The 16,120-nt window shown below is 61.3% G+C and carries 17 protein-coding genes; 8 read left to right on the forward strand and 9 right to left on the reverse strand.

Annotation, left to right across the window (positions count from 1 at the left end):
- Positions 1-269: 269 nt before the first annotated feature.
- The 7 genes from C1725_RS13310 to C1725_RS13335 all read right to left on the reverse strand — a co-directional run bounded on the left by C1725_RS13310 (position 270) and on the right by C1725_RS13335 (position 5,540).
- Complete coding sequence (locus tag C1725_RS13310) at positions 270-887, reverse strand: recombinase family protein (protein ID WP_102412072.1); 618 nt, start codon at positions 885-887, stop codon at positions 270-272.
- A 147-nt stretch (positions 888-1,034) separates the two neighbouring features.
- Positions 1,035-1,442 carry a stage V sporulation protein AB gene (locus C1725_RS13315; protein ID WP_102412073.1) on the reverse strand — a complete coding sequence of 136 codons (408 nt, stop codon included), beginning with the start codon at positions 1,440-1,442 and terminating at the stop codon, positions 1,035-1,037.
- A complete protein-coding gene (locus C1725_RS13320) occupies positions 1,435-2,007 on the reverse strand; it encodes a stage V sporulation protein AA (RefSeq protein WP_102412074.1) in 573 nt (190 codons plus the stop codon). Before C1725_RS13320 ends, C1725_RS13315 begins: the two co-directional genes overlap by 8 nt.
- The gene (locus tag C1725_RS19420; RefSeq protein WP_346026665.1) at positions 2,004-2,162 is read right to left on the reverse strand and encodes a hypothetical protein; all 159 of its coding nucleotides are present in this window, start codon (positions 2,160-2,162) and stop codon (positions 2,004-2,006) included. The genes C1725_RS13320 and C1725_RS19420 overlap by 4 nt, the downstream gene beginning before the upstream one ends.
- Positions 2,163-2,307: 145 nt before the next feature.
- On the reverse strand, positions 2,308-3,462 hold the full coding sequence (locus C1725_RS13325; RefSeq protein WP_346026666.1) for an MFS transporter: 1,155 nt from the start codon (positions 3,460-3,462) through the stop codon (positions 2,308-2,310).
- A gap of 114 nt (positions 3,463-3,576) precedes the next feature.
- A complete protein-coding gene (groL, locus tag C1725_RS13330) occupies positions 3,577-5,208 on the reverse strand; it encodes a chaperonin GroEL (protein ID WP_102412076.1) in 1,632 nt (543 codons plus the stop codon).
- A gap of 47 nt (positions 5,209-5,255) precedes the next feature.
- A complete protein-coding gene (locus C1725_RS13335) occupies positions 5,256-5,540 on the reverse strand; it encodes a co-chaperone GroES (protein WP_102412077.1) in 285 nt (94 codons plus the stop codon).
- Positions 5,541-5,796: 256 nt separating this feature from the next.
- Between C1725_RS13335 and mutY the strand changes: the two genes are divergently transcribed.
- The 7 genes from mutY to C1725_RS13365 all read left to right on the forward strand — a co-directional run bounded on the left by mutY (position 5,797) and on the right by C1725_RS13365 (position 12,502).
- Positions 5,797-6,858, forward strand: coding sequence for an A/G-specific adenine glycosylase (gene mutY / locus C1725_RS13340; RefSeq protein ID WP_102412078.1), 1,062 nt, complete (start codon positions 5,797-5,799; stop codon positions 6,856-6,858).
- Position 6,859: 1 nt separating this feature from the next.
- Positions 6,860-8,257: a GNAT family N-acetyltransferase gene (locus C1725_RS19425; RefSeq protein ID WP_346026667.1), complete on the forward strand. Its 1,398-nt coding sequence runs from the start codon at positions 6,860-6,862 to the stop codon at positions 8,255-8,257.
- 16 nt (positions 8,258-8,273) lie between these two features.
- Complete coding sequence (locus C1725_RS13350; RefSeq protein ID WP_346026668.1) at positions 8,274-9,179, forward strand: helix-turn-helix transcriptional regulator; 906 nt, start codon at positions 8,274-8,276, stop codon at positions 9,177-9,179.
- A gap of 79 nt (positions 9,180-9,258) precedes the next feature.
- A complete protein-coding gene (locus C1725_RS13355; protein WP_102412080.1) occupies positions 9,259-9,537 on the forward strand; it encodes a zinc ribbon domain-containing protein in 279 nt (92 codons plus the stop codon).
- 188 nt (positions 9,538-9,725) lie between these two features.
- Complete coding sequence (locus C1725_RS19430) at positions 9,726-9,899, forward strand: hypothetical protein (RefSeq protein WP_346026669.1); 174 nt, start codon at positions 9,726-9,728, stop codon at positions 9,897-9,899.
- A gap of 88 nt (positions 9,900-9,987) precedes the next feature.
- Entirely contained in the window at positions 9,988-10,887 is a 900-nt protein-coding gene (locus C1725_RS13360) for an NAD(P)-dependent oxidoreductase (RefSeq protein WP_102413341.1), read from the forward strand.
- A gap of 406 nt (positions 10,888-11,293) precedes the next feature.
- Positions 11,294-12,502, forward strand: a complete 1,209-nt coding sequence (locus tag C1725_RS13365; protein WP_102412081.1) for an oxygen-binding di-iron domain-containing protein — start codon at positions 11,294-11,296, stop codon at positions 12,500-12,502.
- Between the two features lie 86 nt (positions 12,503-12,588).
- Here the strand turns inward: C1725_RS13365 and C1725_RS13370 are convergent, their stop codons facing one another.
- Positions 12,589-13,374 (reverse strand): aspartate dehydrogenase domain-containing protein, encoded by a 786-nt coding sequence (locus C1725_RS13370; protein WP_102412082.1) that lies wholly within the window; start codon positions 13,372-13,374, stop codon positions 12,589-12,591.
- A gap of 344 nt (positions 13,375-13,718) precedes the next feature.
- Between C1725_RS13370 and C1725_RS13375 the strand changes: the two genes are divergently transcribed.
- Positions 13,719-15,266: a CHAT domain-containing protein gene (locus C1725_RS13375; protein ID WP_102412083.1), complete on the forward strand. Its 1,548-nt coding sequence runs from the start codon at positions 13,719-13,721 to the stop codon at positions 15,264-15,266.
- Here the strand turns inward: C1725_RS13375 and C1725_RS13380 are convergent, their stop codons facing one another.
- Positions 15,267-16,106, reverse strand: coding sequence for a patatin-like phospholipase family protein (locus C1725_RS13380; RefSeq protein ID WP_102412084.1), 840 nt, complete (start codon positions 16,104-16,106; stop codon positions 15,267-15,269).
- Between the last annotated feature and the right edge of the window lie 14 nt (positions 16,107-16,120).

Below are 16,120 nucleotides of genomic sequence, written 5' to 3' on the forward strand. Positions count from 1 at the left end.
TGCCTGACTGCGACAACCGTACGACAATAGATGGGGCGTAAGCCCTTAAAGGGGGGTAAAATACCCGCACCGCATGTTCTTGTCGTCTCTTTAGTCCTCTCAGCCATGCTTATCATTTGTCCTTTGTCTCAAAAAGTAGACATTTCTGTCCAAACTGTGGTAGAATAAGAAAACATCATTTATCGAGTAAATGATCTGTATTTTTGGTATTTTGTTTGTGTATCCATTACATCCAACTCACTTTCTTGCATACATAAGAAATGTCTACTTTATTTACCAATTTCCTGAATTTGAGCATTTTGTTCATGAACCCTATTCAAAAACGTAATGTGGGAAACGCCGATGCACCTCGCCGCTTGGCGGGCCGAAATCCTGCCAGCCTCCCATTCCTCTTTCAAACGCCAGAATTCTTCCGGCATCGATACCCGTGGACGCCCGAATTTCTTCCCACGCATGCGGGCAGCCGCGATCCCTTCTGCCTGACGCTGATGGATAAACTCGCGTTCGGTCTGCGCCACGTAGCTGAGCAGCTGCAGTACGATGTCGGAGATGAGCGTCCCGATGAGATCCTTCCCCCGGCGCGTATCCAAAAGAGGCATGTCGATGACCATGATGTCTGCTTTTTTGTCTTTTGTGATATAGCGCCATTGCTCGATGATCTCATCGTAGTTTCTCCCTAACCGGTCGATGCTCTTGACGTAAACGAGGTCGCCCTCCCGGATCCTCTTCAGCAGACGTTGATAGGCGGGCCTGTCGAAATTCTTTCCGCTGGCCTGGTCGAGGTACAGGTTCTTCCCGGGGATCTTGTAAGGCTCCAGTGCGATCAGCTGCCTTTGTGCATTCTGATCCCTGGCGGATACGCGCACGTACCCGAATATTTGCGGCATGTCAATCCTTCCTTTCTCGCTTAGCACGGATAGAAAAAGGATTCCCTTTGATTGCATTTTTCATGAACCGCCGCCGAATCCCTCCAAAACATATTGCATATTCTAAAAATTCCACTCGAAATCGTCTCTTTTCGAGTGGAATTTTGTTTATTTCACGAACACGGTCCCACAAAATGCCCCGATCATCTTTCCGATTGCCAGAGCCCAGAGCAGCCATGTCACCGATCTGCCCAGGTGCAGCTGGTCCAATGTGTAAGGGAGCACGTCCAGTATCTCGCTCAGCGCCGCCGCAAGCCCGCCCGTAAAGAGGCCCGCGAGGAGCATCGCGACCCCAAAGGCCAGGGACGGAAGGTGAAGCGACCACTGCATAGCGGAAAGCAGCGTCGCTCCGGTGATGCCCAGCGTTAGCGCCCAGGCGCTGACCGCGTCCCCTTCGACGCCGCATACGTGCATGACCCGCATGGGAAGCTTGAGCACCGTGTAAAACGCAGCGCTGCAAAGCCCCACCATTCCGCCCGCGACGACCGCTAAAAAGAGCGCCAGCGCCTCATTCACCGCGCTGTTCCTCCTTGGCCGCGCGCTCCTTCAGGATGGACATCTTGTATTCGGAGAGCTTGACATCCAGCGGGGAGATGGTTTTCTTTCCGATCAGGGCATAATAAAAGGCGACGCCGAGGCCGACGCCGAGCGCATACGGCAGCGCTACGAGCAGCGCGGAGGGCTCGCCTCCGCCGGTGATCGCACGGTACATCTCCTTCTGCGCCTCGAACATGTTGACGTCCGCGTGGAACCACATGATCGCGAGCGCGCTGCCCGCGAGCAAGACGAGAAACGCGGCGGCTGTGCGCAGCGCCAATCCCTTTTTCCGCTTGTCGCGCCTGCGCGTCAGGAGGGTGGTACCCGTCCCCATCAGCGAAACCTGTTCTCCCGGATAGCGCGCGCTGATCGCCCGCACGACCTGCATCGCCTGTACGCAGTAGACGCCCGCTTCCTTGGGAACGGAAACCGTCACATCTTCCAGGTCGATCCGCGCGTCGCAGAGGGTATCGCAGACGTCTTTCACGCGAAGTTCGTCCCGCACGCCGCATTCCACCGTTTCCATCATGCGAAGATATATCATTGCAGCGCCTCCTGCTCAAATACCCACTGGGCATCCACAAAACTGCGGCTTCCCCGTGCCGTGCGTTCCTGCACGAGCGCGCCGATAAAGACCAGCGCCGCCAAAAGCGCCGCGATAAGCGCCGTCACGATGACCTTCTCCCGCGTTTCTTCCATTGCCGCGTCCCTCCTCCATGCTTCCCGGCCGCCTGTTTTTCTGGGCTTATTATGCTGCCGGGCACGCGGATCATGTCGGAATTGCCGAAAGAAACCATGTAAAAAGGCCCCTCGCTTGACAGCGAGGAGCCTTTCATGCGCTCCATCATCGAATTTTACGCTCAATCGCTTCACTGAACCCGAGCAGCGCAAGCGTCAAAAGCAGCAGCGCCGCGGGCACGACCGCAAGCGTCGCCTTCCCCGCGATGGCGCCGACGAGCGGCGGCACGAAGGTCGAGCCCACGTAGGCCACCGCCATTTGCAGCCCCATCGCGGCCTGCGAGGCGCGCTTCCCAAAGTGGCGCGGCGTCTCGTGAATCAGGCTCGGATAAATCGGCGCGCAGCCGACGCCCAGCAGCAGCAGACCGAACAATGAAAACAGCGCCGGCAGCGGCAGGATGAGAATCAGCGCGCCCCCGAGCATGCCTGCGCAGCCGATGCGGATCATCCGCCGCGCTTCCAGTCGCATGCTCAAAAAACCGGAAAGCGCGCGGCCGATGGTGATGCCGCCGTAAAAGCAGGAACCCCACGCCGCAGCCGTAGCCGTATCGAGTGCGCGCATCTCCACGAGGTAGCTGGGCATCCACAGCCCGGCCGTCACCTCGACGCCGCAGTAGCACAGGAAGGACAGAAGTGCAAACGGCATGCCGGGCAGCCGCAGCGCTTCCCGATTGGAAACGAAGTGGACGTCTTCTTCCCCCTGCGCCTTTTCCGGCTGTTCTCCCCGCTTCCAGAGCGGCATGGAAAAGGCCAGTACCGCGCAGAGCGCGAACTGAAGCACCGATATGACGCGATAGCCGCTCGCCCATCCCGTTCTCAGCATGCAGGCCGAAAGGATGATCGGCCCCGCCGTCGCGCCGATGCCCCAGAAACAGTGCAGCCAGCTCATATGCTGCGCGCGGTAGTGCATTGCCACGAAATTATTGAGCGCCGCGTCCACCGACCCCGCGCCCAGCCCCAGCGGCACGGCGAGCAGGCAAAGCCACCATAGGGAGCGTGCAAACGAATAGCCCAGCAGCGCGAACGCCGTCATAAGCACGCTGACGAGCGTCACCTTCCCCGTGCCAAAGCGGCGAATGACGCGGCTGCTCATGAGGCTGGAGACGATCGTGCCGAAGCTTACGATCATCGAGACGGCACCTGCGGCAGAAAGCGGCGCCGCCAGGTCCACGCGCATGACGGGCCAAGCCGCGCCGAGGAGTGAATCGGGCAGACCCAGGCTGATGAAGGCGAGATAGATGACGACGAGAAGCGTACCCACTTCATAATCCCCCCAAATACAAGCTGAAACCCAGTATAGCATAGAAAGGAAAAAGTGCCCACACAGGATCGCTGTGTGGGCACAAAGCTGCTAATTTTCGGAAGGGATGAGCTATTAATACATGCCGCCCATGCCGCCCTGCGGGGCCGCTGCGGGCGCGGGGTTCTTCTCCGGCAGGTCCGCCACCAGGGACTCGGTGGTCAGCACCATCGCCGCGACGGATGCTGCATTCTGCAGCGCGCTGCGGGTGACCTTCGTCGGGTCGAGGATGCCGCGTGCAACCATGTCGCAGTACTCGCCCTTGAGTGCGTCGAAGCCGTAGCCCGGCTTGCGGGACTTCTTGATGGTCTCCACGATGACGGAGCCCTCGATGCCGGCGTTCGCAGCAATCTGACGAACCGGCTCCTCCAGCGCGCGCAGCACGATGGAAACGCCCGTCTTCGCATCGCCACTGTGCTTCGGCAGCTCGGCGGCCACCCTGCCCAGCACGCTCAGCAGCGCGGTTCCGCCGCCCGGGACGATGCCTTCTTCGACGGCAGCGCGGGTCGCTGCCAACGCGTCCTCGATGCGGAGCTTGCGCTCTTTCATCTCGATCTCGGTCGCCGCGCCGACCTGGATGACGGCTACGCCGCCCGCCAGCTTCGCCAGACGCTCCTGGAGCTTTTCCTTGTCGTAATCGCTCGTCGTCTCACCGATCTGGGTGCGGATGGAGTTGACGCGCGCCTGAATAGCGGCCTTGTCGCCCGCGCCCTCGACGATGGTGGTGTTGTCCTTGTCGACCTTGACCTGACGCGCACGACCCAGCATGTTCATGGTCGCGTCCTTGAGCTCTAGGCCGACCTCCTCGGTGATGACGGTGCCGCCCGTCAGCACGGCGATATCCTCCAGCATGGCCTTGCGGCGGTCGCCGAAGCCCGGCGCCTTGACGGCGACGCAGGTGAACGTTCCACGGAGCTTGTTGAGCACCAGCGTGGTCATCGCTTCGCCCTCGACGTCCTCAGCGATGATGAGCATCTTCTTGCCGGACTGCACGACCTGCTCGAGCAGCGGCAGCAGCTCCTGGATGTTGGAGATTTTCTTGTCGGTGATGAGGATGACCGGATCGTCCAGCACGGCTTCCATCTTATCCGTGTCGGTCGCCATGTAGGCGGAGACGTAGCCGCGGTCGAACTGCATGCCTTCCACGATATTGAGCTCGGTCTTCATGGTCTTCGATTCTTCGACCGTGATGACGCCGTCGTTGCCGACCTTCTCCATCGCGTCGGAAACCAGCACGCCGACCTCGTCACTCGAAGCGGAAATCGCCGCGACATGCGCGATGGCGTCCTTGCCCTCGATCGGCTTGGACAGCTCCTTGAGACCCTCGACGGCGGCCGCCGTCGCGTCCTCGATGCCGGCCTTCAGCACCATGGGATTCGCGCCCGCCGCCAGGTTCTTGAGGCCCTCGCGGATCATCGCCTGCGCCAGCAGGGTGGCGGTGGTGGTGCCGTCGCCCGCGACGTCGTTCGTCTTGGTGGCGACTTCCTTCACGAGCTGCGCACCCATGTTTTCAAAGGCGTCCTCCAGCTCGACTTCCTTGGCGATGGTGACGCCGTCATTCGTGATCAGCGGCGCGCCGAACTTTTTGTCCAGCACCACGTTGCGGCCCTTCGGGCCCAGGGTGATCTTCACGGTATCGGCCAGCGCGTTGACGCCGCGCTCAAGCGCGTGACGGGCCTCTTCGCCGAAAATAATCTGCTTCGCCATGATAATTACTTCCTTTCCCACTCGTTATAACTCAAGGATGTTCAGGCTTATTCCACGATCGCGAGGATGTCGCTCTGGCGAACGATGATCAGCTCCTGACCGTCGATCTTAACCTCGGTGCCCGCGTACTTGGAGTAGATGACCTTCTGGCCGACCTTCACCTGCATGGAAACTTCCTTGCCGTCCACCAGCCCGCCCGGGCCGACAGCGAGCACCTCAGCCGTCTGGGGCTTTTCTTTGGCGCTGCTCGTCAGGATGATGCCACCCTTGCTGGTCTCCTCAGCTTCGAGGTTCTTGATGACCACGCGGTCAAAAAGCGGTTTCACGTTCATAATCAATGCCTCCTTGATGGAATGATAAACTTGTTTGGGGTTGTTAGCACTCTCAATAGGTGAGTGCTAAATCATGCTGATAGTTTAAGCCATTCTCCCGTTCATGACAAGTGGGAAAATTGCACAAATTTTTAAGAAATTTGTTATCTTCGTTTTTCCGGATCTCCGCTTCCTTCTGCCAGCGACATGCTACGTTCGAAAATCCGCGTAGCGCAGCGCGCGCGGCTATGCTACAATAGCAGGACGGAGGTTTGCCATGAACAAGACGGAATTTTCGGAGGCGCTGCTCTCCTGGTACGACGCGGAGCATCGCCCGCTCCCCTGGCGCGAAACGCGCGATCCCTACGCCATCTGGGTTTCCGAAATCATGCTGCAGCAGACGCGTGCCGAGACGGTTATTTCCTATTATGAGCGGTTTCTCGCCCGCTTTCCGGACGCGCGCGCGTTAGCGCAGGCGCCGGAGGAGGACGTGCTCAAGGCGTGGGAGGGCCTGGGATATTATTCCCGCGCGCGCAATCTGCAATCAGCGGCGCGCAAAATCGTGCAGGAATACGGAGGAAATCTGCCGGACACCTGCGCAGAGCTGCGAAAACTGCCCGGCATCGGCCCCTATACCGCAGGCGCCGTGGCCTCGATCTGCTATGGCGAACGGGTGGCCGCAGTGGATGGCAACGTAGAGCGCGTCGTCGCCCGCGTCTTCGGCGTGCGGGAGGACGTAACGCAGCCCGCTGTGAAGCGCGCGGTTGCAGATCGCGCGCAAAGCCTCGTGCCGTCCCTTCGCACAGGCGACTTCACCAACGCGATGATGGAGCTGGGCGCGACCGTCTGCACGCCCGGCGCGCCCAGATGCCTGCTGTGCCCGGTGCGCGCGCTGTGCGACGCGTTCGAAACGGGCGACGCGGAACAGCTCCCGGTTAAGAAGAAGGCGCGACCTCAGCGCTCGATACAGGTGGGCGTTGCCGTCGTCTATTCGGGTGGACGCGTGCTGCTGCAAAGGCGAAGCGAACGCCTGCTCGGTGGGCTGTGGGTCTTTCCGCTCTTTGAAGACGCCGTCACGGACAGAGCGCTCTGCGCGCGCCTCGAGGCGCTGGGCGTGCCCGCCATCTATGATGCGCCGCTCGGCACGGCGCGCCACGTCTTTACCCACATCATCTGGGAGATGACGCTGCACGCCTTTCAGGCGGAGAACGTGCCCGCGCCGGACGGCTGCCGCTGGGCGACGGCCGACGAGCTGCGAGCGCTGCCGCTGCCCACCGCCGTAAAGGCCGCGCGAAAGGATGCGCTGCGCCTGCTGTCAAGGCAAGAGGAGGAAATTTAAATTGAACGTCTTTCTTGAAACCGAACGCCTTCTCCTGCGCGAGATGACGGAAGCCGATCTGCCCGACCTTTGCGAGATTTTGCAGGACCCGCGCGTGATGACCGCCTACGAGGGGCCTTTCCCGATCGAAGAGGTTCACTCCTGGCTTTCCCGCCAGCAGGAGCGGTACGCGCGCGACGGATTCGGGCTTTGCGCCGTCGTTCGCAAACAGGATGGTCTCCTGGTCGGCCAGGCAGGCCTTACCCTGCAGGATACGCCGCAGGGCAGGAAGGTCGAGATTGGCTACCTGTTCAAATACGCCTGCTGGCATCAGGGCTACGCGACGGAAGCCGCCGCCGGCGCGATGCGCTACGCGTTCGACGTGCTGGGCGTGCAATGCATTTGCTCGATCATTCGGGACACGAACGAAGCCTCGCAGGCCGTCGCGCGGCGAAACGGCCTCGTCCCCACTTTTACGTTCACGAAACATTATCGTGGGGTGGACATGCCGCACATCGTCTTTGAGCGCCGCCGCGATCCCCGCGCGCCGTTCAAGGCGCTGCCCGGGAATGCCTGGGACGTTTCCTGCGAACATATGGACGCCCTGGCGGACGGCGTCTTTTCCGTGGATGGCGTCCGCGTGCTCAAATCCTTCGCTCGCTTGCAGGACGCAAAAGCGTTTGCCGACGCCTCTCAGGCTTTCCGGGAGGCCGGACTGCCGGCCGCTCCGATTCTGCCGACGCGGACGGGTGACGCGTTTTATACAGCTCCGGACGGTACCGCCTACGCGCTGTATGCGCGTCTGCCCGGCGCGCCGCTGTGCGGATTCTTTGCGCCCGGCGGCGAGGAAAAGCTGCGGCTGCTCGGCGAGGTCAGCGCGCGCATTCACGCGGCGCTGGAAACCTGCTGCGCGCACGGCTTCCGCCGCTGCGACGCGGAGGGCGAAATCCGCCGCTTTTCCCGCTTACAGGGCGTGGACGCGCGCGTGCCACCCCTCATGGACGCCCTATGCGCGCTGTACGCGAAGCTTCCGCGCCAGGTCATTCACCGCGATCTGCATCCTGGCAACGTTCTGTTCGAAGGAACACACTTTTCCGGCCTGATCGACAACGACCACGCGCATGTGAACGCGCGGCTGTACGACATCTGTTACATGCTGCTCGCCGTGCTCGCACACGAAGGCGGCGATGTGCCGAATCTTTCCGCATGGCTCTCGCTCTTTAGCGCATATCTGCGCGGGTACGAAGCCGTCTCGCCGCTGAGCGGCGATGAACGCGCGGCGCTGCCCGGCTGCTGCCTCTACGTGGAGCTCTGCTTTCTCGCCTATTTTGAAGAGATTGGCGACGTCGGGGACGCTTGCATCACCCATCAACTGATCGGCAGGCTTCTGGGCGCGCAGGATGCGCTCGCCCGGCTGTAGGGCGGAAAGGAGCGCTATGACATCCCGTCTCTTTGAAATCCTCTACGTGCTGCTCGAGCGCAGGCAGGTCAGCGCCCCGGAGCTTGCGCAGCGTCTGGGGGTATCCGTGCGAACGGTCTACCGCGACGTGGAAGCGCTGAGCGAAGCAGGCATTCCGGTATACGCCTCGCAGGGACGCGGCGGCGGCATCGCCCTGATGGAGGGCTTCACGCTCTCCCGCGCGGCGCTCTCCGACGGCGAAAAGGACGCGCTGCTCATGGCCGTAAAGGGGCTGGCCGCGTCGGAAGAAGACGCGCGCACGGCGCTTTCCAAGCTGTCGGGCCTGTTTGAACGCGGCGCGAAGGACTGGCTGGAGGTGGACCTCTCCGCCTGGGGCGCAGCCGGACAAAAGGACGAGCGCTTCGCCCTCCTGCGCGAGGCGATCCGCGCAAAGCGCGTCGTCGCGTTCACCTATTGCAGCGCCTATGGGCTTCGCCGCGAACGCCGCGTCAAGCCCGCCCGCCTCGCCTTCAAGTCCGCGGCGTGGTACTTGCAGGCGAAGTGCTGCGAAAAGGATGCCTACCGCACGTTTAAGCTTTCGCGTATGTCGGCCCTCCGCATGTCGGAGGATAGCTTTCCGGACGACATGGCGGACCTCCCCGCGATCGACGTCGCTTACTGGGGCAAGGCCCCCCTCGAACCCGTCGTCCTGCGGGTACAGGCGGATTCCGCCTTCCGGGCAATGGACGACTTTGCGGCGGAGCAGATCCACGAAAACCCCGACGGCTCCCTGACCGTTCACACCCAGACGCCGATCTGCGACGACTTCTTTGCCTTTTTGCTCTCCTACGGCGACGCGCTGGAGGTGCTCTCGCCCAAGTCCGCGCGGCAGCTCATGAGAGACGCCGCGTTGCGCACGGCAAAAATTTATGAGGAATCGTAAAACCTGACACGCAGGTGTCCAGTTAACCCCCGTATCATAAGGGCGTACCTTCAATTCATTTTTAAAGGAGGAACCCCTGATGACGGAGACAAAGTTTTGCCAGAGCTGCGGCATGCCCATGAACCTTCCCGGAAACGAATACGAATACGGAACGGAAAAGGACGGCAGCAAGAGCCCCGATTACTGCGCTTACTGCTACAAGGACGGCTCATTCGTCGGCGGAGACACGACCATGGAAACGATGATCGAGACGTGCATCCCCTTTGTCGTGGAATCTTGCCCCGGCACGACGCCCGAGGAAGCGCGCAAGCAGATGAACGCATTTTTCCCCGAACTCAAGCGCTGGAAAAAAGCGTAACGGCGAAATCTATCAACGCAGGGCGGTACCGCGTCGCAGGCGCGAGACCGCTTTGTTTATTCCAAAACAAAGAGGAGATGCGCTTGAATCAAACCATTCTGTCCGCTCTGCTGGACCCCTATGCGGATTAGGATATGCGCCCACCTCTCCTCCGCGCTGCTTACGCTCGGCCGGGGGGGCAGTTCTGCGTGAAAACCGTATCGTTCACGGAGCAAAAGAATCGTTCTCTCGATGGCTTTGGCGTCTTGCCGGACTGCAGCGTTCAATCCGCGCGGGAGGCGCTTCTTGCGCTACGCGCCGTCCCGGAAGAGGACATTTTGAAGTGGTATGCGTTTCACAAGGGCGGTCATTTCACCGATTAGGACGCGGTGGCTGAAGTGGAAATGGCTTTACGTTCAGGGAAAAAGATGGTATCCTATGGGCATCAACAAAAGGCAAAGGAGTCTTTCCATGTTTCAGAAGCTGGTCGCCATCGAGCCGGTAAGCCTGATCGAAAGCGCCGAAGCGGCGCTTCACCGTTACGCCAAGGAAGTAATGCTTTACCGTGACGTGCCCGCGACGCCGGACGAAATCGTCCGCCGCGCCGAAGGCGCGGACGCTATGCTGATTTCCACCACCTCTACCATCTCCGCGGACATCCTCTCCCGCCTGCCGAACCTTCGCTACGTGGGCATGTGCTGCTCGCTCTACGGGGAAGAGAGCGCCAACGTGGACATCCGCTATGCGCGTGCGCACGGCATCGCCGTAACGGGCATCCGCGACTATGGCGACGAGGGCGTCGCGGAATACGCGGTCTCCGAGCTTTGCGCGGTGCTGCACGGCTTTGGCTGCGCGCCCTGGGACGGCGAGCAGCGAGAGCTGACGGGGATCAAGGCTGGTTTTGTGGGCCTGGGTGCGAGCGGACGCATGGTCGCGGATGCGCTCAGGTACTTCGGCGCGGATATCGCCTACTACGCGCGCGCGCCCAAACCGGACGCAGAGGCCTGCGGCATGCGCTATCTGCCGCTATGCGAGCTACTTGCGCGCAGCGAGGTCGTCTTCACCTGCCTTAACAAGTTCGTCGTGCTGCTGCACGATGCGGAATTTGAGGCTCTGGGCAGCGGCAAGATGCTGTTTAACACGGGGCTCAGTCCCTCCTTTGATAGGGAGCCCTTCAAGCGCTGGCTCTCTTGCGAGCGAAATCTCTTTCTCTGCGACACGGAGGGCGCTTTGGGCGATCCCGAGCTGCTGAACCACCCGCGTGTCCGCTGCATGCGCAAATCCGCCGGGCGCACGCGTCAGGCTTTCGCGCGCCTCAGCGAGAAGGTGCTGCGCAATATCGAAACGACGCTCTCACAGATCGAGAAGTGACGCAGAACCCGGCGGGGCGCCCCCTCCGCGTGAGGCTAACAATAAAAAATACGGTCTGCAATTCAGATCGTATTTTGAGTGTGCAAATACCGTCCACACTTGAAATTCGCAAAAAAATGGTGTATCCTTTCTACGGTTAGCTCGATCTGGTCATAAAGTGAGTCCGCAGGGCGCCTTCCCGGCAGAGCATTCTGCAACTGCTTGCCCTTTGAAACCTGCGCGGCGGATACGATCGCCCTCAAATGCTCACATTAACCGAACGAAGAAAGACGCTTCCGGCACTCCGCCGCGTCCCCGCGTGTATTGAACTGCGCTTGAAGGCCGTTGGTATGCGCCCGCAAAGGGCGGGTATGCCGGACAGCCGGATTCCGTCGGGATTCCGGCTTTTAGAAAGGAGCGATACTCGATGCGCTGCACGCGGAATATCAGCGATTCCGTCGTTTGGGTCGGCGGCTGCGACCGTCGGCTTTCTCTGTTTGAAAACCTTTTTCCGATCCCCCGCGGCGTCACCTATAACGCCTACTTGATTCTGGACGATCAGACCGCCCTGATCGATACGGTCGATGCCTCGGTCTCCCGTCAGTTTCTGGAAAACGTGCTGGGCACGCTGAATGGGCGGCCGCTGGACTATCTGGTGGTCAACCATATGGAGCCGGATCACTGCGCCAACATCGAGGAGCTCATGCTCCGATTCCCCGGCCTGAAGATCGTCGGCAACGCCAAGACCTTTGCATTCATGCGTCAGTTCTACGCGCTCGATCCCGGGAACCGGGCCATCGAGATCAAGGACGGCGACACGCTCCCCCTCGGGAGCCACAGCCTGCGCTTCATGATGACCCCGATGGTGCACTGGCCGGAGGTCATGATGACCTACGAAGAGAGCGAGCATCTGCTCTTTTCTGCGGACGCCTTCGGCACGTTCGGCGCGCTGAGCGGGAACCTTTTCAGCGACGAATTCGACTTTGAAAAGGACTGGCTCGCAGACGCCCGGCGTTATTACGCCAACATCGTCGGCAAATACGGCCCGCAGGTGCAGAGCGCCCTCAAAAAGCTGGCCGGGACGGAGGTCCGAATGATTTGCCCGCTGCACGGGCCGGTCTGGCGCCAGAACATCGACTACTTCCTGGGCAAATACGACCTATGGAGCCGTTATGAGCCCGAGGAAAAGGCGGTGGCGCTGTTCTACGGCTCCATGTACGGGAATACGGAAAACGCCGTCAACGTGCTGGCGAACGAACTGGCAAAGGCGGGCGTGCGAAACGTTTCCGTGTACGACGTGTCCAGCACCCACGTATCCACGCTGATCTCGGAAACCTTCCGCTGCAGCCATCTGGTGTTGGCCGCGCCCACCTACAACAATGGCGTCTATCCGGCGATGCTGAATTTTCTGCACGACATGAAGGCTCTCAACGTGCAGAACCGTACCGTCGCCCTGATGGAAAACGGCACCTGGGCCCCCGCATGCGCAAAGCAAATGCGCGCGATGCTGGAGGAAATGAAGAACATGCGGATTCTCTCGCCCACGGTCACGATCAAATCCTCGCTGAATGCGGATGCGCAGGGCGCGCTCGACCAGCTTTGCGCCGGCATCCTCTCCTCCCTCCAAGCGTCCTGAAGGACGTAAGAAAAAAGATTTCGCCGCATAACGCGAAAAGGGCGCTGCAGCAGAAAAAGTCTGCGCAGCGCCTTTTGTGATTCAGATTAAAACACCACGGGAGACACGATGTTGCGCAGCGTATTCACCACGCTCCATCCCGCGATCTCGCTGGTCTCGGAATATATATCGACGAGCGCGCGCACGCCGGGGCCCTTCACCTCGATGCGATGGTCGTCCCCGACAAAGCCCGGGGTGCTGGTGACGGAAACGCGCGTCTCTTCCGGGCCTGCGCTGGCGAGCGAGGTAGCGACCGCCACGTTCACCTTCGTCGGCAACAGCCCGATCGCCTCCCGCGCCGTCCCGGAAAAGACCTGCTTCTTTTCCCGCTGCAGTGCCTCCTCGTACAGGGGCGTCCCCTTGAGCGAATTCGGCCCCTTCTCCGTCGAGATGGACGCCTCGACATTGCCCATCAGCAAAACCGTGCGCAGGACGTCGAAACCGCCTACCGCGCCCGAAACGATATAAATCCGCGCGCCGCTCTCCCTCGCCGCCTGCTGACAGGCTTCGTAAAAAGCCGTGTCCGCAAAAGCGCCGATGGAAAGCACCACGAGGCTGACGCCCTTTTTGAGCAGCGGCAGGGCGATTTCCCGCACGCACGCGGGCGATGCCGATTCCACGACGATCTCCGGCCGCGTATCGATCAGCGCGTCCAGTCCGTCCGCCACCTCGCAGCCGACACGCGATGCGAACGCTTCCGCCGACGCGCGGCTTCTGCTCATCGCGCCGACAAACGTATAGTCATCCAGCAGCCCACGCTCCATCGCCTGCGCCACGATGCCTGCCAGCTTGCCGCATCCGGCCATGGCAAGCCGCTTCTTTTCCTGATTCATCCTGCTTCCTCCCTCGTTTCAGACGCCAAACGGCGCCATGGTGTCCTGCGGGGCAATCAAGGGCAGCCCTACAAAGACGCCTGCGCCGCGGCGAACCGTCCGACTTTTCCCGCGGCACATTTTTTTAATTATACCATATTTTGACCGAAGATTACGCGCCTGCCGCAAAGATCGACACATTTTTTTCAAATTGATGTAACCTTTAGGCCCCTTCGAGCGTATAACATATAGGAGATACGCTGGGTTCTTTTCTCATGTTCTTTTTATGGGATGTTCGCTTTCAACATTCTATGGAATACGATATAATGTTGTCTGTTTAACAAACGGAAGATCGGAGCGAAAGCATGCCGCAACGCGTCATACGAACAAAAACGCTCCTGCGTCATATTTTTTGTGCCTCGCTGCTCGTGGTGCTGTTGCTGTTGCCCGCGTCCGCCTTGGGCGAGGGCGGTTTTCGTGCGCTCTTCGTGGCCTGCGAAAACTTTCTCTCGGCGGACAGCATCGCCCCGTCGGCCAGCAACAACGTGCGCCTGCTCTCCGGCGCTTTCGCGCAGAGCGCCTCCCCTGAATCCATCTCCATCGAAAACGGCACGATCTCGTCCGTCACCGCGCTGGGTCAAGCGATCGAAAACGCGTTCGCCGACGCGGAAGAAGGCGATACGTCGCTCTTTTACCTGAGCACGCACGGCATCTACGACCCGGCGCGCCCCGACGACCCCGCCCGGCTGCTGCTCAGCGACGGCGCAAGCGAGGATTCGATCACCGCGGGCCAGCTCGCCGCCTTTCTGGACAGGGTGCCCGGCACCAAAGTCGTCATTCTGGACGCCTGCAATTCGGGCGCGTTCATCGGCAAGGGCATGCCCGTCAGCGTCGTACGCTCGATGACCCTGCCGCTCAACAAGGAAGGATATAAGGTCATCACGTCCAGCGGCGGCAATGAGGACGCCTTCTACTGGAACGCGAGCGACGAATACGGCCTTCTGGGCTCGTCCTACTTTGCGCTGGCCCTTTCCCGCGCGCTGACGCCGCACGGGCAATACGGCGCGGACCAAAACCGCGACGGAATCATCACGCTGCGCGAGCTGCACGACTATCTGCTCCGCAGCAACGGCACCTCCACCGCGCAGTTTTTCCCTGAATCCGACGACTTCGCCCTGGTCGCCTACGACCCTGATGAGCCCGCCGACGCGCGTTCGCCGCTTATTTCCCATTTTTCGCTCGGCAACCCCATCCTTTCCTTCGACGACCCCACGCTCACGTTCTCCTTCACCGCCACGCAAGACATGCGCGTTTCCTATCAGATCGTCTATCATCAGCAGGGACGCTGGATGTGGGAAAATGCCCAGCGCATTCTGGACAGCACGGAAAATGAGGACGGGCTCGTCAGCGCCGGGCGCAAGGAACGCACGCTCTCGCTCTCCGTCGATTCGCTCTCGTCGGACGCGGCGGGCTACGCGCTGCTGCAGGTGATCGCGGAGTCCGACCGCGGCCCCGAGGTCTACGAAAGCCGGCTGCTCTGTGTGCAGCCCATCGTCGGCAACCCGCAGCTTTCGCTGTACGCGCCGCTGTCCCTCATTCTGGGCGGCGGGCGCGAGCTGACCGTGGAGGCGCGTCATGACTTCCCCGTCTCGCTCACGCTGGACGTATACACCGTCGGCGGCAAACGCGTGCGCCGCCTCGCGCGCTCCGCCTCGTCACGGCCGATCTCGCTCGACCCGGAGGCGTCCCTCTTCTATTGGGACGGCAAGGACGATTCGGGCGACTTTGTGCCCGCCGGGCAGTACGCCCTGCGGCTGTCCACACGCGTGGGCGGCCGGGAGTACGGCGCCGTGTTTGAATACGTCTACGTACGCGACGGCGTCATTACCGAGCCCGTGCAGCCCGTCGGCTGATCAGTCACGCCGCCGAAAGGGCAGTACGCGCGCGCCCTGCATACCCCAGCTTTCGAGCAGCCCGTCCAGCGCCTGTGCCGCAGCCGCATATCCGGCCTGTTCGCATGCGTCCGAAGCGTCCAGTGACAGCGCGCCGATCCCCTGAGGCAGCTCCGGCGCGATCACATGCACGCGTTCCTCCGCCGGCCGTTCAAAACAGTGGGCCTTGCACAGGGCGCTCAGCGTAAAGGCGTCGCACGTCCGCGGCGCCTGATATCGCGGTGAAACGAGCAAAATCTCCTGCGCACCCATGGAAAGGAGCGCTTGAACGCAGCCGGATGCCTCCTGAACGGCCACGAGAGGCACCTCCATCCACTCCACGTGCGCGATGAGCCCCGGCGTGCTCATCGCCGCCCGTACCGCAAACCAGAGCGGTGCCTCCCGCGTGAAGACCACGCTGCGTGAACGCATGCCCGGCAGCGAGGTAAAGGCGAGGGTCTTGCCCGACAGCGCCGCGAGGCAGGGCACCGCGAGCGGACGTACGCAATCGCTCATCGCCGCGCCCTTCGTGATGGAGAGCAGAAATCGGGAGATTCCCCGTCCCTGCAGCATGCCGTCCGTCCGTCCCGAACCGGGCAGCGGATAATCCAGAAGCCGCCTTTTTTCCTTCGCCGCGCGCCGCGCGGCGTTTTGCATTTCATCGCGCGAAAGTCCCATCGCGAATAACGCGGCGGCGATGGACCCGCTGCCCGCGCCGCTGACCGCGTGCACGTCGACCGCCCGCTCCGAGAGCGCCCGCAGGACGCCCGCGTTCGCCGCCGCCGCGACCCCTTCTCCGCATAGCACGAGCCCCAAACGCAAGGCCTATCCCCTCC

Source organism: Beduinella massiliensis, assembly GCF_900199405.1.
In the GTDB taxonomy this organism is placed as follows: Bacteria; Bacillota; Clostridia; order Christensenellales; family Aristaeellaceae; genus Beduinella; species Beduinella massiliensis.